Source organism: Variovorax sp. P4_D9, from assembly GCF_056401695.1.
Genome location: NZ_JBFUIU010000029.1, coordinates 1 through 20,930 on the forward strand (window position 1 = coordinate 1; position 20,930 = coordinate 20,930).

Annotated in this window: 19 protein-coding genes and 1 pseudogene; 7 read left to right on the plus strand and 13 right to left on the minus strand. The window is 66.3% G+C overall.

All coding sequences use genetic code 11. The annotated features are described in order from the left end of the window. Both AC1DY5_RS05445 and AC1DY5_RS05450 read right to left on the minus strand, forming a co-directional pair. Positions 1 to 1,094 (minus strand): annotated as a pseudogene (locus AC1DY5_RS05445) (hypothetical protein); the annotation flags it as partial. Between the two features lie 25 nt (positions 1,095 to 1,119). After that, entirely contained in the window at positions 1,120 to 1,440 is a 321-nt protein-coding gene (locus AC1DY5_RS05450; protein ID WP_478109395.1) for a hypothetical protein, read from the minus strand. A gap of 273 nt (positions 1,441 to 1,713) precedes the next feature. Between AC1DY5_RS05450 and AC1DY5_RS05455 the strand changes: the two genes are divergently transcribed. Beyond that, complete coding sequence (locus AC1DY5_RS05455) at positions 1,714 to 1,962, plus strand: hypothetical protein (protein WP_478109397.1); 249 nt, start codon at positions 1,714 to 1,716, stop codon at positions 1,960 to 1,962. A gap of 25 nt (positions 1,963 to 1,987) precedes the next feature. Here AC1DY5_RS05455 and AC1DY5_RS05460 read toward each other — a convergent pair whose 3' ends face one another. The 11 genes from AC1DY5_RS05460 to AC1DY5_RS05510 form a co-directional block, all read right to left on the minus strand. Beyond that, a complete protein-coding gene (locus AC1DY5_RS05460; RefSeq protein WP_478109399.1) occupies positions 1,988 to 2,659 on the minus strand; it encodes a hypothetical protein in 672 nt (223 codons plus the stop codon). After that, positions 2,640 to 3,113, minus strand: coding sequence for a universal stress protein (locus AC1DY5_RS05465; RefSeq protein WP_478109401.1), 474 nt, complete (start codon positions 3,111 to 3,113; stop codon positions 2,640 to 2,642). Before AC1DY5_RS05465 ends, AC1DY5_RS05460 begins: the two co-directional genes overlap by 20 nt. 25 nt (positions 3,114 to 3,138) lie before the next feature. Beyond that, entirely contained in the window at positions 3,139 to 3,906 is a 768-nt protein-coding gene (locus AC1DY5_RS05470) for a bestrophin-like domain (RefSeq protein ID WP_478109402.1), read from the minus strand. 75 nt (positions 3,907 to 3,981) lie between these two features. Next, a complete protein-coding gene (gene arcC / locus AC1DY5_RS05475) occupies positions 3,982 to 4,917 on the minus strand; it encodes a carbamate kinase (protein ID WP_478109404.1) in 936 nt (311 codons plus the stop codon). 2 nt (positions 4,918 to 4,919) lie between these two features. Beyond that, the gene (locus AC1DY5_RS05480) at positions 4,920 to 5,924 is read right to left on the minus strand and encodes an ornithine carbamoyltransferase (RefSeq protein ID WP_478109406.1); all 1,005 of its coding nucleotides are present in this window, start codon (positions 5,922 to 5,924) and stop codon (positions 4,920 to 4,922) included. Between the two features lie 25 nt (positions 5,925 to 5,949). After that, on the minus strand, positions 5,950 to 7,176 hold the full coding sequence (locus AC1DY5_RS05485; protein WP_478109408.1) for an arginine deiminase: 1,227 nt from the start codon (positions 7,174 to 7,176) through the stop codon (positions 5,950 to 5,952). A 38-nt stretch (positions 7,177 to 7,214) separates the two neighbouring features. Beyond that, positions 7,215 to 8,156 carry an amino acid ABC transporter substrate-binding protein gene (locus tag AC1DY5_RS05490; RefSeq protein ID WP_478109410.1) on the minus strand — a complete coding sequence of 314 codons (942 nt, stop codon included), beginning with the start codon at positions 8,154 to 8,156 and terminating at the stop codon, positions 7,215 to 7,217. 32 nt (positions 8,157 to 8,188) lie between these two features. Next, on the minus strand, positions 8,189 to 9,529 hold the full coding sequence (gene potE, locus AC1DY5_RS05495) for a putrescine-ornithine antiporter (protein WP_478109412.1): 1,341 nt from the start codon (positions 9,527 to 9,529) through the stop codon (positions 8,189 to 8,191). A gap of 32 nt (positions 9,530 to 9,561) precedes the next feature. Next, on the minus strand, positions 9,562 to 11,925 hold the full coding sequence (speC, locus tag AC1DY5_RS05500; RefSeq protein WP_478109416.1) for an ornithine decarboxylase: 2,364 nt from the start codon (positions 11,923 to 11,925) through the stop codon (positions 9,562 to 9,564). 42 nt (positions 11,926 to 11,967) lie between these two features. Beyond that, complete coding sequence (locus AC1DY5_RS05505) at positions 11,968 to 14,229, minus strand: Orn/Lys/Arg family decarboxylase (RefSeq protein WP_478109418.1); 2,262 nt, start codon at positions 14,227 to 14,229, stop codon at positions 11,968 to 11,970. Between the two features lie 26 nt (positions 14,230 to 14,255). Then, positions 14,256 to 15,629, minus strand: coding sequence for a DcaP family trimeric outer membrane transporter (locus AC1DY5_RS05510; protein WP_478109420.1), 1,374 nt, complete (start codon positions 15,627 to 15,629; stop codon positions 14,256 to 14,258). A 167-nt stretch (positions 15,630 to 15,796) separates the two neighbouring features. Here AC1DY5_RS05510 and AC1DY5_RS05515 point away from each other — a divergent pair, with 167 nt between their 5' ends. The 6 genes from AC1DY5_RS05515 to AC1DY5_RS05540 all read left to right on the plus strand — a co-directional run bounded on the left by AC1DY5_RS05515 (position 15,797) and on the right by AC1DY5_RS05540 (position 20,929). Continuing rightward, positions 15,797 to 16,381, plus strand: a complete 585-nt coding sequence (locus tag AC1DY5_RS05515) for a DUF3302 domain-containing protein (protein ID WP_478109422.1) — start codon at positions 15,797 to 15,799, stop codon at positions 16,379 to 16,381. After that, the gene (locus AC1DY5_RS05520; RefSeq protein ID WP_478109424.1) at positions 16,381 to 17,601 is read left to right on the plus strand and encodes an HlyD family secretion protein; all 1,221 of its coding nucleotides are present in this window, start codon (positions 16,381 to 16,383) and stop codon (positions 17,599 to 17,601) included. Before AC1DY5_RS05515 ends, AC1DY5_RS05520 begins: the two co-directional genes overlap by 1 nt. Continuing rightward, positions 17,601 to 19,028, plus strand: coding sequence for a TolC family protein (locus AC1DY5_RS05525; protein ID WP_478109426.1), 1,428 nt, complete (start codon positions 17,601 to 17,603; stop codon positions 19,026 to 19,028). Before AC1DY5_RS05520 ends, AC1DY5_RS05525 begins: the two co-directional genes overlap by 1 nt. Positions 19,029 to 19,103: 75 nt before the next feature. Continuing rightward, positions 19,104 to 19,481 carry a hypothetical protein gene (locus AC1DY5_RS05530; RefSeq protein ID WP_478109428.1) on the plus strand — a complete coding sequence of 126 codons (378 nt, stop codon included), beginning with the start codon at positions 19,104 to 19,106 and terminating at the stop codon, positions 19,479 to 19,481. Positions 19,482 to 19,498: 17 nt separating this feature from the next. Beyond that, positions 19,499 to 19,741: a YMGG-like glycine zipper-containing protein gene (locus AC1DY5_RS05535; protein ID WP_478109431.1), complete on the plus strand. Its 243-nt coding sequence runs from the start codon at positions 19,499 to 19,501 to the stop codon at positions 19,739 to 19,741. 249 nt (positions 19,742 to 19,990) lie between these two features. Next, complete coding sequence (locus tag AC1DY5_RS05540) at positions 19,991 to 20,929, plus strand: phosphate acetyltransferase (RefSeq protein ID WP_478109433.1); 939 nt, start codon at positions 19,991 to 19,993, stop codon at positions 20,927 to 20,929. Position 20,930: the final 1 nt, after the last annotated feature.

Sequence of the window (20,930 nt, forward strand, 5' to 3'; positions counted from 1 at the left end):
CCCCCACCGCCACCGGAACCGCCCCCGCCGCCACCGGAGCCTCCACCGCCAGCGCCTGCCCCCCCGCCGCCGCCCGAGCCGCCGCCTCCGGCCGCGCCAGCGCTTCCCCCAGGTCCGCTGGTGCCGGCTACCGCGGTGCCCCCGCCGTCGCCGGCAGGCCCTTTCGCCAGCATCATCGAGGTCGACGCTTCACTGGGCGAGGGCGCGGAGGCGCGCCCTGTGGGTATCTGCTGAATTCCCGTGGCCGACCGGGCCGTCCGCACGCACGGCGCTTCGCCGAAGGGGTTGTAGCGATCGCAGCCTGGCTGCCTGTCTGGCCCTGGACGGCCCACCACTGGCGGTCTCGCGGGCGGCGACGATGGCGCCTGGATTCCGCGCGCTTTCGGCGTTTCGGTCGCGACCACCAGCGGCGGCTTCGCGACCTCCGTCTCGCTCGCCGCGGCGGGTGCCTTCGCAACGATGTCGTCCGATGGACGAACAGCCGGAGGCGGAGGGCTGTCCTCCGAGGGTGTCGCGACGGTTGTCACGGCTTCGGCGGATCGCCGGTGGACGGGGGCGCGCGGTCTGGAGCCTTCCTCCGGTCCGGACTTCGCGGGCGGCTCGACGCTCGATTCGGCCTCAAGGGTGGGCGCAACGGGCTCGGCGAACTCCGGGCGCGCCTCGGGGCTTTCAATGGGTGTCGGCGGATCGTGCGGGGCCTCGGCCACCGGCGTTGCAGCCGGCGCGTGCTCGACCTCGTCCGCGGCCGAAAGCGATGGCGCCCGCTGCACGGAGAGGGGCGGCGCAGTCGCGAAGGGCGAGTCTCCGAAGGTCGTCTGGGTCATCAACGACCGGGCCGCGAACGCACCGCACAGCAGGATCAGCGCGCCGGACACCAGCAGCACCGCCCGATCCAGGCCGGCGGGCCGCAGGGTCCGGTGGCCGAGATCGTCATGCTTCAGCGCCTCCTGCGGCGCCGGAACACCTGCAAAAGGCTCCGTCGCGCCGAATGCGTGCGCCGGCGTCCGGATCCCCGAAAACCGGCCGGCACACCCCCGGCAGTACTTGGCGCCGTCCCGGTTTGCCGTGTGACATGAATCGCAGTATTTCGTCATCGCAACGATGGACGCCGCGGGGCCACTAGGACACGGGTATCAATGCCGTGACGATCACGAGCGAGTTGATCATGATCCAGAAGGCAGCGAAGTCCAGGGCCCACACCCGCCGCGCCATCCGGGACAACGGGGGGGACTCCGGCGCTGCATGATCCAGCCCCTTCGCGATATAGAAGGCCGACAGCTTGTGCGAACAGCATTTGCAGCAACGCGCAGACCCCAGGTTGATGGTGTTGCACGCATCGCAAATCTCTGCCGTGGTGCCGATTCGCAGCATGGCGAGATCGATGAGGCTTCCGAAGGCAATTGGCGACGGCCCCGCCAAGGATTCCGTGACCGCGTTCATCGGGAAGCTCCTTGGCTTGGCGTCGATCGGGGTTCGTTCGAATTCATCATCTGCTGCTCCTTGGCGCCATAAATGTGAAAATTGCACATTTAGAGTGCTTTGTCTTAGAGCAGCAGCCACGCGTTTGTAAGACTTGAGCCCGTCTTTCTGTCCCACCGGTGGCAGGGGGCACGATCGTCAGTCGCTTGCCATCGTCGATTGCGGCAACGGCTGACGCCGCGACCCGGGGACGGTCATTTAGCTTGTGGCCGCATCGATGGAATGGAGAGCAACATGCGCCGAAGCTCAACACTCGATTCACGCCTCAGCCCGGCGGCACCTCGCCCACGTCGGTCCGGCAAGCCGCGAGAGATCAGGCTGGCCTGGACCGAAGGCCTGATGTGGGACGACGGAACTCCCTGCAACGGCGGCCTCTGGCACATCGATACCCCTGCGCGGAGGGCCGAACTGGAGCATGCCGTGCATCACGGGCGTCGCCTGTTCGGGCCGAACAGCCACTGGCTCGAGGAGCGCGACGCCTGAACGTCGGGGCGCTTGGCCCGGCGGCTCAGCCCCCGAGTGCCATGACCGCGGCCACGAGCGCAGTGCCCAGCCCGGCCATGATGAACCCGACCCGCCAACTGCCGTAGCCCGCGTAGCGGCCGAGCGCCAGCCCGCCGACGAACAGCATCGCGAGTGCGATGGCGCGCGACATGTTCTTCGCCAGTCCGATGTCCTGGACCAGCATGAAGGGCAGCACGACCGGAAAGGTGGCCGCGACCACGATCAGGAAGATCGCCAGCGCGGCGAGCAGGTCGCCGCGCTGCAGGGTCGGGCGCTCGGGCACGGCCGCCAGCGCGAGAATGCGTCCGCGAGCGGTTTCGAGTTCGTCCGTCTTCAGCAAGATCGTCCCGACCCGCGACAAGGCGCCCGCGATGAGCCGGCGACCGGCCTCGGCGTCCGCGCTGGCACGCACCGATCGCACCAGCGTGATCCACCGCCCCCGGTCGGTGATCGTGCGCACCAGGTACATGACGGCATCGACGAGGCCCCAGGCCAGGTTGCATCCCAGGGCGGCGGCGAACATCTCCCGGAGATCCTCGCCACCGGATTCGGCCACCGACACGGCGCCGACGAATGTCAGCGCCATGAACAGGCCGAAGAGCATTTCCGACACGCGGTCCACCGGACTCAGCACAGGCTCGCGCACGGCATCCGCGTCAGGGTCTCGTTCGATCATCGCCATCTCCTTGGGGGGCCTGGACCAGCAGCACAGGAATATTTGCGACCCGCATGACCTGCTCGGCGTCGCTGCCCCAGAGGTTCCGCTCGATCCCGCGACGTCCGTGGGTCCCGATCACGATGAGGTCGGCGTTCCAGTCGGCCGCCTCGGTCGCGACCAGTTCAGACAGCCCGCCGGTCAGCGAACTGATGAGCCGGGTCTCGGCCTTGACGCCGCTTCGCTCGGCGCGCTCGCGACCCTGCCGGAGCAGTTGTTCGCCGGCCTCCTTCATGGTGGGCACGAGTTCCGAATAGGAAGCGGGGGAAGCGAAGCCGGTCGTCCGCCTGAACCGGTTGATGACATGCACGCGACGCAAGGCCGCTCGGTCGCGCAAGGCGATGCGAACGGCTTCGTCCAGCCCTCGCAATGAAGTCTCGCTGCCGTCCAGCGGAACGAGTATTCGTGGGTACATGGGCGGCGCTCCGTTTCTTTCTTCGTCAACGCGGACGCAACGATTCGGCGATGCTCAGCAGGTTGACCGGCTGCACCCGAATGACACCGCTGCGCGGGCTGTCGATGTCGGCGATCAGCATGAACGCGATGGACATCACCAGCGGCAGGACCAGAAGCAGGGTGCGCTCCTCCTTCGCATCCCGCACGCCGTAGCCGACCAGCACATGGCAACAGATGCTGATCAGGAGCATGAGGAGCCAAGCGGCTCGGGGAATCCGGTTCCACCAGGCGGCCTGGGTGTAGCCCTGCGCGTTCAGGACGTCATTCATGCCGATCGCCACCACGGCCATCGTCGGCGATGGCGCCGCTGCCGCCGGTGCGGCGACCGCAGACCACAGTGCGGCCTGCAATTGCGCGGTGCGGGCGTTGATCTTCCTGAGCTCCTCCTCGTCGCGGGTCGTGTAGTACAGGACGCGCTGATCGAAGTAGTCGGCCAGCAGCGCGCGAACCTTGGCGGCATCGGCTGCGGGCAGCAGATCGGCCCGCAGAAATTCGGTGCCGATCGCGTTGGCCTCGGCCTCCTCGAGGTTCTTGCGCTGGTCGTAGCGGCTGACGGCCATCGAGAACGTGAAGGCGATGATGAGCCCCAGCAGCGTCAGCGTGGTGGTCTGGATGACGCCGAAGTCCTCGCGCGTGCTTTCCTTGGGCGGCCACCATCTCCTGAACAGCAGGACCCCTGTCCACACCGAGAACACCAGGATCACGAAGGACAGCACGAAGACAGCCAACGGGTAGTCCGTCACTCTGGGCATGGGCTCTCCGTCGGGGTCCGGTCCCTTCTGTCGCGAGCCTTCAGGCTGCCCGTGGACTTCTCATCATCCATGCGGTCAAGCATAGGCGATGCCTTCGGCGTCCGCGGCGATGGTCGTTCCCGCCTCGCCGGCGATGATGCGCCCGAGAGCCGAAAGTTCGCCGATGGCGGCGCGCTTGCCGGTCGCGCGCGCGAAGCGGCATGCGGCCTGGACCTTGGGGCCCATCGAGCCGGCGGCGAAGGGCAGGGCCGCCAGTGCCTCGGGCGAGGCCCGCCGGATCGCCCGCTGGCTTGGCTGTCCCCAGTCCATGTACACAGCGTCGGCGTCGGTCAGCATGACGTAGAGGTCGGCGCCGAGTTCGCGCGCCAGAAGCTCGGTCGCGAAGTCCTTGTCGATCACGCATTCGACGCCGGCCAGCTTGCGCTCCGCGCCCGGCACATAGGCGGCCGGGATGCCGCCGCCGCCGGCCGCGATCACGATGGTGTTGTGCTCGAGCAGCCACTTGATCGGTCTCAGCTCGAAGATGCGCTTCGGCTCGGGCGACGCCACCACGCGGCGCCACTTGTCGCCGTCCTGCTTGAAGACCCAGCCCTTCTCGGCCGCCAGCCGGTCGGCTGCGTCCTTTGCATAGACCGGGCCGATGAACTTTGTCGGGTTCGCGAAGGCCGGGTCCTTCGGATCGACCTCGATCATGGTCAGCAAGGTGGCGAACGGCCGCTCGAAGGGCAGCAGGTTGCCGAGTTCCTGCTCGATCATGTAGCCGATCATGCCTTCGGTCTCCGCGCCCAGGACGTCGAGGGGATAGGTCTCGACTTCGGGATACGCCGAGCCCTGCAACGCCAGCAGGCCGACTTGTGGCCCGTTGCCGTGACCGACCACTAGGTCGTGCTGCCGCGCGACCGGCGCCAGCGCGCGGGCCGCGACGCGCACGTTCTCGCGCTGGTTCTCCGCCGTCATCGGCTGTCCGCGCCGCAGCAGCGCATTGCCGCCCAGGGCAGTGACGATCAGCACGCTCAGTCTCCCAGGGTCGCGACCATGATCGCCTTGATGGTGTGCATGCGGTTCTCTGCTTGCTCGAAGGCGATGTTCCATTCGGACTCGAACACTTCGTCGGTCACCTCCAGGCCATTGGAGATGCCGTAGGTGTCGGCGATCTGCTTGCCCAGCGTGGTCTCGGTGTCGTGGAAGGCGGGCAGGCAGTGCATGAACTTGACCTGCGGGTTGCCGCTGGCCTTCATCAGGGCCGCATTGACCTGGTACTTCATCAGCAGGTCGATGCGTTCCTTCCAGACCTCCTTCGGCTCGCCCATCGACACCCAGACATCGGTGTGGATGAAATCCACGCCCGCCACCGCCTGCGCGGGATCGTCGGTGATGGTCAGCCTGGCGCCGTAGCGCGCGGCCAGCTCACGCGCGATCGATGCGAACTGCTCCGACGGCCAGAGTGCCTTCGGGCCGCAGATGCGCACATCCATCCCCATCAGGCAGCCGACGATCATCAGCGAGTGGCCCATGTTGTTGCGCGTGTCGCCCAGGAAGGCGTACTTGATGTCGGTCAGCGGCTTGTCGCAGTGCTCGCGCATCGTCATCACGTCGGCCAGCATCTGCGTCGGGTGGTACTCGTCGGTCAGGCCGTTGAACACAGGCACGCCCGCGTACCTGGCGAGCGTCTCGACGCCAGTCTGGCTGGCGCCGCGGTATTCGATCGCGTCGTACATCCGTCCGAGCACCCGAGCCGTGTCCTTGAACGACTCCTTGTGGCCGATCTGCGAGCCGGCCGGGTCGAGGTAGGTCACGTTCGCGCCCTGGTCATGGCAGGCGACCTCGAACGAGCAGCGGGTGCGTGTGGAGGTCTTCTCGAAGATCAGGCAGATCTCCTTGCCCTCCAGGTGCTTCTGCTCGGTGCGCGCGTACTTGGCGCGCTTCAAGTCGCGCGCCAGGTCGAGCAGGTAGCGGAACTCGCGCTGGGTGTAGTCCTGGACCGTCAGCAGGGAGCGGTTGCGAAGATTGAAGCTCATGTCTTGTCTCCAGTGAACGTCGATTTCAATAGGCGGGGTCGCGCGAGATCGGGCAGGTCATGCAATGCCCGCCGCCGCGCCCCCGTCCGAGCTCGGAGCCGCGCACAGTGATGACCTCGATGCCGGCCTTGCGCAGCAGGGTGTTGGTGTAGGTGTTGCGGTCGTAGGCGACGACCACGCCCGGCTCGAGCGCGACCACGTTGTTGCCGTCGTCCCACTGCTCCCGCTGTGCCTGCCAGGCATTGCCGCCGGTCTCCACCACGCGCAGTTCCTTCAGGCCGAGCGCGTCGCGCACGACGTCGAACAAATGGCCTTCGTCCAGATGGACCTCGATGCCTCCTTTTCCGTCCGGCCGCGCGCTGTAGCAGCGCACCTGGTCGACGACCTCGCGGAAGGCGGTCACCAGGTCGCGATCGCAGAAGCTGAACACGGTGTCCAGGTGCATCGCGGCACGGCTCTTCGGCATCAGGCAGCCGATCACCCGCGTCGCTCCACCCTGTGTCAAGAGCTGCTCGGCCAACTGGTAGACGGCCTGCCGGGTCGTGCGCTCCCCCATGCCGATCAGCACCACGCCCTTGCCGATCGGCATCACGTCGCCGCCTTCTACGGTTGCCGCGCCGAAGGGCTCGTCCGAGTCGCCCCACCATATCTTGAAGTCGGCGCCCTTGAAGCGCGGATGAAACTTGTAGATCGCACGCTGCAGCAGCGTTTCGGGCTGGCGCGCCGGCCAGAACATCGGGTTGCAGGTCACGCCCTGGTAGATCCAGCACGACGGATCGCGCTGGAACAGCGTGTTGGGCACCGGCGGCGTCACGAAATCCGTGCCTCCGAAGGCATCGATCATCATCGAGGACATCTCGCCCTTCGGCAGGTCGAGCAACGCGATGCCGCCGATCAGGTGCTCGGACAGCTTCGCGGCCGGCATCTCGTCGAGCCAGGGGCGGATCGCCGCGCGCACGCCGAGCCCGACATCGTTGACGGTGATCCGCCGGTCGAGCACCCAGTCGCGGGCCGCCTTGTCCTGCAAGGTCTCGGCCAGCATCTCGTGCAGGTCGAGCACCTCGGTGCCGCGTTCGCGCATCTTGAGAACGAAGTCGTAGTGGTCCTTCTGCGCCTCATGAACCCACAACACGTCGTCGAACAGCAGTTCGGCTGCGTTGCCGGGTGTCAGTCGCTGATGGGCCAGGCCGGGGCGGCAGACCATCACGGTCCGCAGCTTGCCGACTTCACTGTGAACGCCAAGGGCTTGCATGGGATGCCTCCTCTCTGATTGAACCTGGTTGCTGGCCGTCATTCCGGCAAGGCCAGCGACTGAAAGAACTGAAGCGTGCCGGCGTCGGGGTCGCCGAAGAATCTGGCGTAGAGCGCCGGGAAATCCTTCGAACGGTAGAGTCGGCTCAAGGTGCGATCCACCACGAGGCGAAACTTGGGATCGTCGCGGCGCAGCGCCAGTGCCAGCGGCTGGCGGGTGAAAGTGCGCTCGACGACCAGCAGATCGCCGGCGGAAGGGCCATGCTTTGCGGCGTCGAGCAGCACCGGCCGGTCGCCGAACAAGGCCGCGACGCGGCGGTCGAGCACCATCTTCAGGCCGGTCTGATAGTCGGGGACCGTGGTCACCGCGATCACGATGCGGCGCGCCTTGAGCGCATCGACCAGCGAGCGCTCGACGGTCGTTGCGCCGACGACGGCGAACACGACGTTCTCGGTCATCGCTCCGGGTGCGGCGCGCCAGGTCGGTTGAAACGGCTCGGGCCGGTCGGCCAACGCATCGATCAGCCTCCGGGCGGCATCGGCCCGCACCACCGCGCCTACGCCCGCGTAGAACACGGGAATGGAGAAGTCCACGAGGGCTCGCCGCTCGATGGTCGGCGTGGCTGTGCCGCACAGTAGGTCGATCTGGCCTTGCTGCAAGGCGTCGAAGCGATCGGCGACCGTGACCGGCACGAAGTCGACCGCCAGGGCCGGCAGCTTGAGCTCGGCCTTGACCGCATCGGATATCTTGCCGCACAGCGCGACCGAGAAGCCCGCTGCCTTGCCCGACTCGTCGATGTAGGAGAAGGGCCGGGCATCGGCGCGATAGCCGAAGGTGAGCTTGCCGCTCTCCCGGGCCTTGTCGAGCGTCCCAGCGGCCAGCGCGGGCATGGCGACGGCCAGGCACAGCAGCGAGCCGGCCAATGCCCTGTAAATGTGCGCCGTGAAGCGGCGGGCGTTGTGCGCGTTGGTGTGATGCATGGTCGTTCCTTTTCTTTGTCGACCGGACTGATTCAGGCCGTCAGGCCGCGGCGCGCGTCGGCTGCGCGCATCTCGGCAAACCGCGGCGCAATGAAACCGCAGATGATGTAGCCGATGCCCATCACCAGCATGCCGCCCATCACCGCGTCCTTGCCGGAGGCATAGAGCGCATAGACGGAATACAGCATCGCGATGACCGCAACGATGCCGTTGCGCCGGTACACACCCGGTTCCACCTTGGCATTGCGCATCATCACGAACAGGGCAGAGAGCGAGATGATGTAGGGCACCACGTTCGTCACCACCGCGAGGTTCACCAGCGCCGCGAACTGCTTGCTAAGGTCTGGCGAGATGGTGGATAGCGCCATCACGGACTGCACGACCCCCATGATTACCATTCCCGCGATCGGCGCACCCATGGCATTGGCCTTGCCGAAGACGGCGGGAAACATGCGCGTGTCGGCGGCGTCCTTGGCCGTCTGCGACAGCGTGAACTGCCAGCCCAGCAGCGAACCCACGCAGGCCATGGCGGCGAGCGCCATCACGATCGAGCCGATCGCCGGAGTGAACATCTTCGCATAGGCCAGGCCGAAGGGGCCGGTCGATGCGGCCAGTTCGGCATTGGGCACGATGCCCTGGATCACCGTGGTCGACAGGATGTAGACCAGCGCCGCGCCGGCCGTGCCGAACATGCAGGCCAGCGGGACGTCGCGCTTGGGGTTCTCGACCGCCGAAGCATTCTGCGAGGCCGACTCCATGCCCAGGAAGGCCCACAGCGTCAGCGAGATGCTCGACCCCATGCCCTCGAACAGGCTCAGGCCCTTCGGGTTCCAGGCCTCGCTGAAGGTCTGGCCGCTGAACCAGAACCAGCCGGCGATCGAGATAAAGCCGACCGGCAGGATCACGCCCCACACCGTGATCGAGCCGATCTTGCCGGTCAGGCTCGGGCCGCCGAAGTTGGCCACCGTGGTGAGCCACAGCAGCGCGATCACGCTGAGGCAGCTGATGGCGGGCGTCGACGAGAGCACCGGGAAGAAAGCCGCCAGGTATCCCAGCGCCGAACTCGCCACCGCCACGTTGGCGATGGCCAGCGAGATGAAGTACAAGAAGAAGACCTGGAAGTATCCGTCCTTGCCGTAAGCGTCCTCCGCGTAGGCCGCCAGGCCGCCGGTTCGCTGGTTGAAGATGCCCGCTTGGGCGAAGCCGTAGGCGATGGCCAGCGACCCAATCGCCGTCACGACCCATGACAGCAATGAGATCGCGCCGACCTGTGCCATGTTGGCGGGCAGCATGATGATGCCGGAGCCCATCATGTTCACCGTGACGATGAATGTGAGCTGCGTCACGCTCATCTTCTTCTGTGCGTCTGCCATGGGGACTTCTCCTGGGTTGAGAGAGGGTGCGGTCACTCGCGGACCACGTAGGTATGGAAGCGGATGCGGCCGTCGACCTTTTCCTGGAACACGCCCTGCACTTCGTAGTTGAAGCCGGGGAAGCGGTTGAACGATTCCTCGAAGGCCAGGAAGTAGTCGAGCATCGGCTGCGCGCGCTCGTCCCAGCGCTCACCCGGCACCACGACGCCGATGCCGGGCGGATAGATCAGCGCCAGCGTGGCCGAGACGCGGCCCCTGACCTGGTCGAGCGGCACGTAGTCGACGTTGTTGTCGACCAGCGCCTCGTAGGCGTCCTTCGGCGACATCGCGAGTTCGGGGAAGCACTCGCCGCGGAAGCAGCGGCCTTGCAGGTCCTTGACGCGGCGCGTGCGGTAGAAGTCGTGCATCTCGTTGCAGACCTGTCGCAGGCTGTAGCCGGCATAGCGCTGGCTGTGGGCGGCGTACAGCGTGGGCAGCACATCGCACAAGGGCGCGTCCTCGTCCCACAGGTTCTTGAACTTGACGAGCTTGGCGATCAGCGTGTTGAGTTTGCTTTCGTCCTCGGCCGGCGTCATCAGGAACAGGATGCTGTTGAGGTCGCACTTCTCCGGCACGACGCGCTGCTCGCGAAGGAAGTTGGCGACCACGGTGGCCGGCACGCCGAAGTCCAGGTAGTCGCCGGTCGCGCGGTCGATGCCCGGCGTGAGCAGTGTGAGTTTGTTCGGGTCGACCATCGCATAGCCCGGCGCATAGCCCTGGTAGCCATGCCAGCGGGCCTCGGGTTGAAAGTTCCAGCACTGCTGCTCGTGCTTGATCAGCTCGGTGGGCAGGTCTTCCCAGGGCACGTCGGTCGCATCGGCGGCGAAGCGCGAGCGGCTCACCGTCACCCGGTCGGGCACGAAGGGATCGAAGAACCACTGCTCCTCCGGGCTGTGGCCGACCTCGACGTAGTGATGGCAGAACTCGCGCAGCTTCTTGCGCACCTCGATGCCGAGGTCGATGCAGCGGTCCCACAGCATCTCGCCTGCCTTGCCCGCGTGCAGCCGCGCATTGACGTCCAGCGAGGCGAACAGCGGATAGAAGGGCGAGGTCGAGGCGTGCATCAGGAACGACTCGTTGAATCGCTTGTGCTCGATATAGCGGCGCTGGCCATGGATGTGCTCGTCGCGCTTGTGGATCTGCGAGGCCTGCGAGAAGCCCGCGCCCTGCTTGTGCACCGACTGTGTCGAGAACAGCCCCGGCATCTGCGGACCGAGGTCGGCGATGCGCATCGGGCTGTGGTCTTCGAACAGCGGGTGGAAGGCGTTGTAGCCGATCCAGGCCTCGTCCCACAGCACGTAGTCGCACAGGTGGCCGATCTTCTCGAGCACCTTGCGCACGTTATAGATGGTGCCGTCGTAGGTGGCGAGCTGGATGCAGGCCAGCCGGAACGGCCGCTCGGCCTTGTGCAGGTCCGGATCCTTGACCAGCGGGTTCTTGCGAATCTGCTCGCGCAGGTATTCCTCGTCCCAGGCCTCCCAATCGACCGCGCCGATCATGCCGAAGGCATTGCGCGCCGTCGGCAGGAAGACCGGGATGGCGCCGGCGCCGACCAGCGCGCCCTGGTGCAGCGACTTGTGGTTGTTGCGGTCGAACAGCACCAGGTCGCCGCGCTTGAGCACCGCGTTGGTCACCACCTTGTTCGAGGTGCTGGTGCCGTTGAGCACGAAATAGGTGCGGTCGGCGCCGAACACCTTGGCCGCTTCCTTCTGCGCCTGCAGCGCCGCGCCCTCGTGGATCAGCAGGTCGCCGAGGTCCACATCGGCATTGCAAAGGTCGTTGCGGAAGATGCTCTCGCCGAAGTACTTGAAGAAGATCTGCCCGGTCGGCGACTTCTGGAAGAACTGGCCGCCCTGGTGTCCGGGGCAGTCGAAGGCGATGTTGGCAGCCGAGTCGTAGGCCATCAGCCCGCCGAAGAAGGGCGGCAGCAGCGACATGCCGTAGTCGACCAGGCCGGCGATCACCTGCTTGGCATAGAAGGCCGGCGTCTGCTGGCCGAGGTAGATGTAGCCGTCGACCTCGCCCGTCATGCCGAGCACGGCGACGTCGGCGATGCGGTGCGAGTCGGCCAGTGCCCACAGYGGCGTGCGGAAGCCCAATGCGCGAACCGCATGCGCCGCGGTGCGCGCGCCTTCGCGGCGCTCGCCGTCGACCAGGGCGATGTAGGCGCCGACGGAGGCGTCTTCGCTAAGGTCGCGTTCGAAGGTGTCGCAGATCTCGACCTCGTAGTTCTCGCTTCTGATGTGATCGATCAGCTGCTGTGTCTGCGGGTTGTGCCGATCGACGACCGCCACCACCTTCAGCAGCTTGTGGAACGGGATCGGAATGGTCGGTGCCTTGACGGAGCGCGGAATCATGATGAGCCTCTTCCTCTCTTCCTGTTCGCTAGTCCCTGTTTCCTATTCCTTGACGCAATCCACGAGCCAGCGCTTGTGGCCCTTGTCGTCGACTTCGTACCGCGGTCCGTGGATGTCGGCTTCGAAGCCGGGGAAGCGGTCGTCGGTGTCGCGCGCGAACTTCAGGTACTCGACGATCGAGTCGGTCATGAAGCGCTCGCCGGGCATGATCAGCGGAATGCCCGGCGGATAGGGCACGACCATGACCGCGGCGATGCGGCCCTTCAAAGCCTCGATAGGCACCGGCTCGACGGCGCCATGCACCAGCCGGTCGTAGGCATCGGACGGCTTCATTGCAGGCTCCGGCAGATCGGTGTACATCGCGTTCATGGCCTGCGCGGTATCGTTGTCGCGGTAGCAGGCGTGCACCGCATCGCAGAGGTCGCGCAGCCCCCAGCCACCATACGCACGCGCCCCGGCGGCTGCCACGCCGGGCAGCGTCTTCGCCAGAGGCCCGTTACGGTCGTAGTCCGTCTTGAAGTCGACGAGCGCGTCGACCATCGTGCTCCACTTTCCGCGCGTGATGCCGAGCGAGAAAAGGATCAGGAAGCTGTAGAGCCCGGTCTTCTCGACCACCAGGCCACGCTCCCAAAGGTACTTGCTGACTACCGCGGCAGGAATGCCGCTCTTGCCAAGCTTCGCACCCTTTCCGAGGCCGGGGGTGAGCAACGTGACCTTGATGGGGTCGAGCATCACGTAGTCCTTGGCCAGGTTTCCGAAGCCATGCCAGTCGGCCTTGGGGTCCAGCACCCAATCTTCCGTTTGTAGCGGCTTGTCCAGGTCCAGCCCCTCGGGTTGCCAGACCTTGAACCACCAATCCGACTTCTTGAAGTTTTCGCCGATGGCGGCCAGGGCGTTTCGGAAGTTCATCGCCTCGTCGTGTGTCTCCTGCACGATCGATCGGCCGCTCGCGCCTTCCATCATGGCCGAGCTGACGTCGAGKGAAGCGATGATCCCGTAGTGCGGCGAGGTGGAGCCGTGCATCATGAAGGCATCGTTGAAGCGCGTCGTGTCGATCTTCCGCTTCTCGGATTCCTGGATGTGGATCATCGACGCCTGCGAGAACGCGGCCAGCAGCTTGTGCGTCGAGTGCGTGGCGAACACCAGCGTGTGATCGGCGCGCGGGTGGCCGCGCGGCACGCCCATCGCGTGCCGGCCGGCATAGAACTCGTGGAATGCGGCATAGGCGTACCAGGCCTCGTCGAAGTGCAGCGCGTCGACCTGGTCGGCGACTTGGGCCTTGATCTTCTCGGCGTTGTAGCAAAGGCCGTCGTAAGTCGAGTTGGTGACCACGGCAATGCGCACCCTGCCCTTCGCGCCGCGCGCAAGCGGGCTGGCGGCGATCTTCTTGCGGATCGATTCGGGCGAGAACTGGTCCAGCCCGATGGGGCCGATGATTCCGTAGTCGTTACGTGCCGGCGTGAAGTAGATCGGCGTGGCGCCGGTCATGATCAGCGCGTGCAACAGCGACTTGTGGCAATTGCGGTCGACGATCACCAGGTCATCGCGCCCGGCCATCGAGTGCCAGACGATCTTGTTGGCGGTCGACGTGCCGTTGGTTACGAAATAGGTGTGGTCGGCACCGAAGACCTGCGCCGCGTAGGCCTCGGCTTCCTTCACGGGACCGGTGTGGTCGAGCAGGGAGCCCAGTTCGGGCACCGAGATCGACAAGTCCGAACGCACCGTGTTCTCGCCGAAGAACTCGTGCAGTGCGAAGCCCACCGGCGATTTCAGGAAGCCGACGCCGCCTGCGTGGCCAGGCGTGTGCCATGAGTATGCCGAGCGCTCCGCGTGCCGTGTCAGAGTCTTGAAGAACGGGGGCAGCAGGTTCTCGAGGTAGTCGTCGGCCGCGCGCATGATCTGGCGCGCCAGAAACGACACCGTGTCCTCGTAGAGGTAGAGGATGCTGTGAAGGTTGCGCAGCGCCTGCACCGCCTTCGGCGACTTGCCTTGCAGCGTTGCAGATTCGCCGAGCGCTACGATCGGCAGGCCCGGGGCGCGCTGGTGGACGGCGTCCATCAGATCGATGAGTCGCTTGGCCGCCGCAGGGTCGACTTGTGCAGCGTCGACACGAAAGACGATGGCCGCAAGTCCACGGTGGGTACCAGCGACGATCCCGGCGTCGGACTCGTTGTCGACGGCGATAATCCTCCAACCTCCTTGTTCGAGTTCCTGTTGGATCTGCCGCAGCCGCACACCCGCGACGCTCTGAGCGCCAACATCACGATGCGCGATGAGGATTGGAAAGGTCGACTTGAATTGCATGAAATTCCTCGCCGGATGGGCGTCGATCAGAACGTGACCTTCGTCGAGAACTGAAACCGGTAATCGATGGCCGACAAGCCGAACTTGTTCTCGAGGCGACCCCAGATGAACTCGCCGCCGAGCAGCATGTTCTTGGATGCCGCGAACAACAGGTTCACCGACGAGTAGCTGCCCTTGTGGAAGGCAGTGGCGAGTTGGCCTCCGGTGTTGTTCTGCCGGTGCTCGCTATAGCCGATGGCGCTGCTCAATTTGTCGTTCCAGGCGTGGTTGTAGTAGGCGACCCATCCCAGGGATGGAACCGTTTCGGCCTGCAGGCTTGCACTCGGAGCGAGGTCCACGCCGCCATCGTTCATGTAGCTCGCGATCGCCTGGCCGCTCACGACCTGCCAGCTCATCTTGTCCTTGCCGAACACGTTGTAGGTGCCGCTGAGGTTCAGGCCGTAGCCTGTCTTCGATCCCGAAGGCTGTCCGTTGATGCTGATCGTGTTCTGATAGCCCACCTCGCGAACGATGGCGCTGGCACGGATATGGCCCCAATCCTGGTCGAACCGCACGGTGGCGACGGCGTCCGGCGCGCGGTTCCACCCCGTGATGCCGGAGCCGAACGCCGGGTCCACACGCGTGATCCTGCCGGTGTCGATCGCCGAGTTGGGCGACTCCAGCGAGAACGCCGCGCTCAGGCCATCCTTGCGGTAGGGCGTGACACGCAACTGCGGGTTGCGCACGAAGACCATGCCCGGCGGTCCCCAATAGTCGATGGTGTTCGGAAACACATCGATGTCCATGAAGTTTGAATAGGTCTGGCCGACGCCGTACATGCCCAGCTCGGCCCAGGCGTTGAGCCAGTGGACCTGTGTCGAGCCGTTGCTGCCGAAGAGGTCGAAGCTCAGGTCGGTCTTGATCTCGCCGTACGTGGTGGGGATGAAGGACTTGAATCCCAGGCTCGATTGACGGATGCTGAAGATGGTCGAGCCGTCCTTGCCGCAACCTGGCGAGCCGGGGCAAATGATCGGGATCTGCGATGGCCGCAGCGTTGCCTGCCAGTCAGGGTTCATGCGCTTGAAGTCGTAGATCGTGTCGATCATCGCCTGACCGTAGAATTCGACCCTTGCCTTGTCCGCGTCTGGCGCGCCGTCTTCGGCGCGCGTGCCCACCGACACCACCGGCGCCCAGGCGGCGAGGCCGGATGGGGCACCGGCCGCAGGTGGCGCCGCCGACGCGCTGGCGGGTGCAGCGGCAGGGGGCGCCTTCTGCTCCAGGACCGTCACGCGACTCTGAAGATCCTGGATCGTCCTCAACGCCTGCTCCAGCTGGGCCTTGAGTTCCTCGTTGGACTGCGCCTGTGCCGCACCGCTCATCGCGAGCGCGACGGCGGCGGCGATGGCCGTGAGTCGTTTCATCTTGTCTCCAGTCTCCGTTCCGTGCGCGCCGGGGAAATCGAGTTCGGTGATCGTCGGGCGACTTTCGCCTTTGGCACTTGACAATTCTCAATTGGCTACCTCGGGACTCCCCTAGCATCTGTCGCATCGTCAGGGCGGGCCGGCTTCGCCTCCCGCAGGAGACCGTCATGGATCAAACATCGAGGAATCGCGAGGGGGAGCCCCGCCGCCGAAGCCTGCGGCTCCGCTTCGCCTTGCTGGGCGCGTCCGGACTGGCGGCCCCATTGAATGCGAACGCATCGTTTCTTCCGCCCGAGATGATGGCCTCGGCGGCAACGGGCCTCGCGTGGTTCATCATCTTCGTGGTCCCGATCGCCGGCATCGTGCTGTTCTGGATGGTGCATGTCATGCCGGAGAAGATCGCGCACAAGCGGCATCATCCCCAGCGGGACGCGATCAAGACGCTCTGCCTGCTGTCGTTGTTCTTCGGCGGCATGCTGTGGCCGATCGCCTGGCTGTGGGCCTACGTGAAGCCAGTGGGCTATCGGGCGGCCTACGGCACCGAGAAACACGACGATTACTTCCACGAGGCGGGCGAAAAGGCCCGCGCGGGCGAATTGCTGGAGCATGAGATCGCGCACCTGCGCGAAGAACTCGATGTGATGGACGCCAAGGGCACATTGACGGCCGACCTCAAGCAGTTGCGCAGGGACCTGAGCGCAGTGTCGCCGGCCTCGGTCGACGCGGCCGTCGCAAGAGAGGCGAATACCTGATGGAAGCACTGCTCCTTGCCATCTACGCCTTCTTCGTCTGGCTCTTCTTCATCAAGCTGAAGTGGCTGCCGTGGAACACCGCGACGCAGGTCACGGTGGTGATCATCCCGATCGTCGCGATGGCCGCATTGATCCTGACGCTCAATGTCGTCGCCCCTTCGACGGCCGATGTCCGGGTCATCAAGTACGTGGTGCAGATCGTGCCGCAGGTGCGGGGGCGCGTGCTGGAGGTGCCGGTCGAGCCCAATCGGCTGGTGAAGAAGGGGGAACTGCTGTTCCGCATCGACCCGACCCAATACCAGAACGAGCTCGACGCCGCCAAGGCGAGGCTCGTCGCGGACGAGGCGAAATTCGCGCAGGCAGGCGCGGCCCTGGTCGATGCTTCGGCCGGCGCGCGGCAATTGCAGGAGCAACTCAAGAGCGCCACGGGTCAGGTCCGGTCGCTGCAGCCGAAGCTGGAGCTGGCACGGCTGCGTGTGCGCCAGAACCGTGAATTGGTGGCCACCGGCGCCGGTGATCGCTTCGCGCTGGAACAGGCGGAGTCCAACCTGGCCGACCTGCAGGGCCAGATCTCGACGGCAACGGCCAACGAGGCGCAGGTCTCGCAGAAGCTCTCGGGTCAGGTCAACGGAGAGCAGGCATCGGTTGCCTTGGCGCGCGCCCAGCTCGCGACCGCCAAGGCGCAGGTCGACATCAGCCGCGCGGACCTCGGCAACGCACAGTGGAACCTCGACCAGACCGCCGTCTTCGCACCGTCCAACGGCTATGCGATCAACGTCCAGCTCCGGCCGGGCTCTTTCGTGGTTTCGATACCGCTGTCGCCCGCGATGACTTTCGTCGAGGAGACCTACCAGGTGGTCGCGCTCTACGCCCAGAACGAGTTGAGGCTTGTCGAACCGGGCGATCGGGCCGAATTCACGCTCGCGACCTATCCGGGCCAGATCATCGCGGCCAAGGTCGATTCCATCGTCTGGGCGCAGGGGCAGGGGCAGGTGCCGGTTTCGGGCACGATCCCGCAGACAGGTGTGTATCCGCAGGTGCCGGGCCGGTTCCCCGTCAAGCTCATCGTCGACGAGAAGGACGCCGGGCTGTTCCTCGCCGCCGGCGCGGATGGCCAGGGTGCGATCTACACCGAGCATGTGGAGATGATCCACATCATCCGCATGGTGATCCTTCGCGTCGGCGCGATCACCAACTACCTCGTCCTGAAGCTGCACTGATGCGCACACCTTCGCTTCGACGATGGACGTTCGCGACGGCGCTGGCGGCCGCGGTGTCGGGCTGTGCGCTCAAGGCCCCGCCGACCATGGCCGAACTGCAGCAGGAGGTCTTGCCCCAGGCTGCCCCGCCCGAGGCCTACAGGGCCGGCGGGGGCGTCTCGGCGCCGGTGGCCGACGGCTGGCTGGCGGGCTTCGAGGAGCCCGCGCTGACGGCGCTGGTCAATGAGGCCCTGGCCTACAACGCCGACCTGAAGGTCGCGGCGGCGCGGGTCGAGCAGGCGGCCGGGTACGTCAAGGTGGCGTCCGGGGCCTTGCTTCCCTCGGTGGGCGTGGTCGGCCTGGGCGGCGGCAAGTCGGGCGGTGGCGGCGGCCTCGACGGGATCTTCCTCAACGCATCGCTGGAACTCGACGTCTGGGGCCGCCTGCGCTATGCGCGGCAGGCGACCCGCGAGCAGTCCGCGGCGGCCGACGCCGACTTTGCGTACGCCCGGCAGTCGCTGACGGCGACGGTGGCCAAGGCCTGGTTCCTGGCGGTCGAGGCCGGGATGCAGCGCGTGATCGCGCAGGACGCCTTGGGCTCGTCGGAGATCCTGCTCCGGATGGCCGAGGACCGGCTGCGCGTCGGCAGCGGCAGCGGCCAGGCGGTGGCGCAGGCTCGCGCGAGCGTCGGCCCGTATCGGGATACGCTGAAGCAGGTCGAGCTGGCACGCGAACAGGCGCGGCGCGCGCTCGAACTGCTGCTCGGCCGCTATCCGGCGGCGGAGATCGCGGTCGCCGACCGCTTGTCGCCGATGCCCCCGCCGCTGCCCGTGGGCATGCCCTCGGAGCTGCTGGAGCGGCGGCCCGACGTGGTGGCAGCGGAGCGCCGCGTTGCGGCGGCCTTCAATCGCGTCGGCGAAGCCAAGGCGGCGCAGCTTCCGAGGATCAGCCTGACCGCGGGCGGCAGCAACGTGACCAGCGAGCTGATCGTGTTGAAGGACGTGAACAGCCCGGTCTGGAGCCTCGGCGCCAACCTGATCGCACCGCTCTACCAGGGCGGGGCGCTGCGCGCGCAGGTCGAGATCCGGTCGGCCGAGCAGAAGCAGGCGGTCGCCGAGTACGCGCGCGCGGGCCAGAAGGCCTTCGGTGAAGTCGAGAACGCCCTGGGCGCGGAGTCGACGCTGCGCGAACGCGACGCCATCCTCGCGGCGACCGTGCGCGACAGCGCGGAGGCGCTCGACATGGCTCGGACCCAGTACCGCGTCGGCTCCGTCGACTTGCGCACGGTCGAGCAGAGCCAGCTCGCGCTTTACGCGGCACGTACCGCGCGCCTGCATGTGCAGGCTGAGCAGCTGGCCCAGCGCACCAATCTCTATCTGGCCCTGGGCGGCGGTTTCGACCTGCCGGCCATGGCCGTGGCGGCCTCGCCATGTTGTACCGACCGTTGAGCCGGATGTCCTGGCTCGTGCCGGCAGGGAGTGCTCGTCGAGCACCGCGTTCAACGTCTCGCTTGGAGGTGAAAGATGGATACGGAACAGAAGTGGCGGCTGATGATGGTCCCGGTGCTCGTCGCCGCGGCCATTAGCTGGGGCAGCGCCCGCGCCCAGGAGATCCCCCTGGTCACCGGCGAGCAGTGGACCCGGTCCACCGAGCCAATGAAACGGGTCTACCTCATCGGGCTGGCCAACGTGATGCAGGTCGAGACCGCTTACCAAGCCGGCAATGCGCCGCCCGACAGCCAGAGCCTTATCCCGAGGGCGGTCAGGGGGCTCAAGGGCCAGACGCTCGACACCGTGCGCGACGGACTCGACCGCTGGTACGCCGCGCATCCGGACCAGCTGCAGCGGCCGATCGTCGAGACCCTCTGGTTCGAGATGGTCGTGCCCGGCCTGTCGAAGTAGACCTGACGGAGAAGACCATGAATCGCATTGCACTCATCGTGTCGATTGGCGCGGCCACGCTGGCGACCGCTTGCACCAACATGACCCCTCAGCAGCAGGGGACGGCCAGCGGTGCGGCTATCGGGGCCGCGGCCGGCGCCGGCATCGCGGCCATTTCCGGCGGCAGCGGCTGGACCGGCGCAGCCATCGGCGCCGTGGCCGGGGGAGTGGCCGGCAACATCAAAGGCAACAAGCAGCAGCAACAGCCGCAGAAGCAGTGATGCGAGCGAGGGTTCACCTCGCCTGGGTTGATCGATGTCAAGGCGCTCGTCGTTCCCGGTTCCCACAATGACATGAGCGACCCATGAGAATGCCCGGCGATCGCCGCAACAACATCATCATTGACGGCGCCCCTCCGAGGACAACTCCATGAACAGCACCCGCAGACATTTTTCGCTCGCCGTCGGCAGCGTTGTTCTTGCCGTCGCGTTCCGCAAGGCCGCGCCGGTGCGAAGGAAGAGGGCCTCGTCATGAGCGCGAATCACGAGAAGTACCAGCGCCTGATCGACGCCTGCCAGGGGACGCCCCCGACGCCGACGGCCGTCGTGCATCCGTGCGACCAGAGCGCGCTCGAAGGAATGCACGAGGCCGCGAAGCTCGGATTGATCGCGCCGATCCTGGTCGGCCCGCGCGCACGCATCGAGGCCCTGGCCAAGTCGCTCGGAGTGGACATCTCCGGCTATCCCATCGTCGATGCCCCCTACAGCAAGGCGGCGGCGGAAGCGGCGGTCCAGTTGGTGCGCGAGGGCAAGGCCGAAGCGCTGATGAAGGGCAGCCTGCACACCGACGAACTGATGGGCGCCGTGGTGAAGCGCGATGGCGGCCTGCGCACCGCGCGCCGCATCAGCCATTGCTTCGTAATGGACGTGCCTAGCTACGAACAGGCCCTGATCATCACCGATGCGGCCATCAGCATCGCGCCGACGCTCGAGGACAAGGTCGACATCGTGCAGAACGCGATCGACCTGGCGCATGCCTTGCAGATCGAGGACGTGCGGGTGGCCATTCTCTCGGCGATGGAGACGGTCAATCCCAAGGTGACGTCGACCGTCGAGGCCGCCGCCCTGTGCAAGATGGTGGATCGGCACCAAATCACCGGCGCGGTGGTCGACGGCCCGCTGGCGCTCGACAACGCGATCAATCTGGAGGCCGCGAAGATCAAGCAGATCGATTCGCCGGTCGCCGGCCGTGCCAACGTGCTGGTGGTGCCGGACCTGGAAGCCGGCAACATGCTGGCCAAGAGCCTGTCCTTCTTGGCCGGCGCCGACGCGGCCGGCATCGTGCTCGGCGCCCGGGTGCCGATCATCCTGACCAGCCGGGCCGACTCGCTGATTGCGCGGCTGGCGTCGTGCGCCGTTGCCGCGATGGTCGCCAAGGCCCGCCGCGAGAGCACCGCGGTGATGGGGTGAG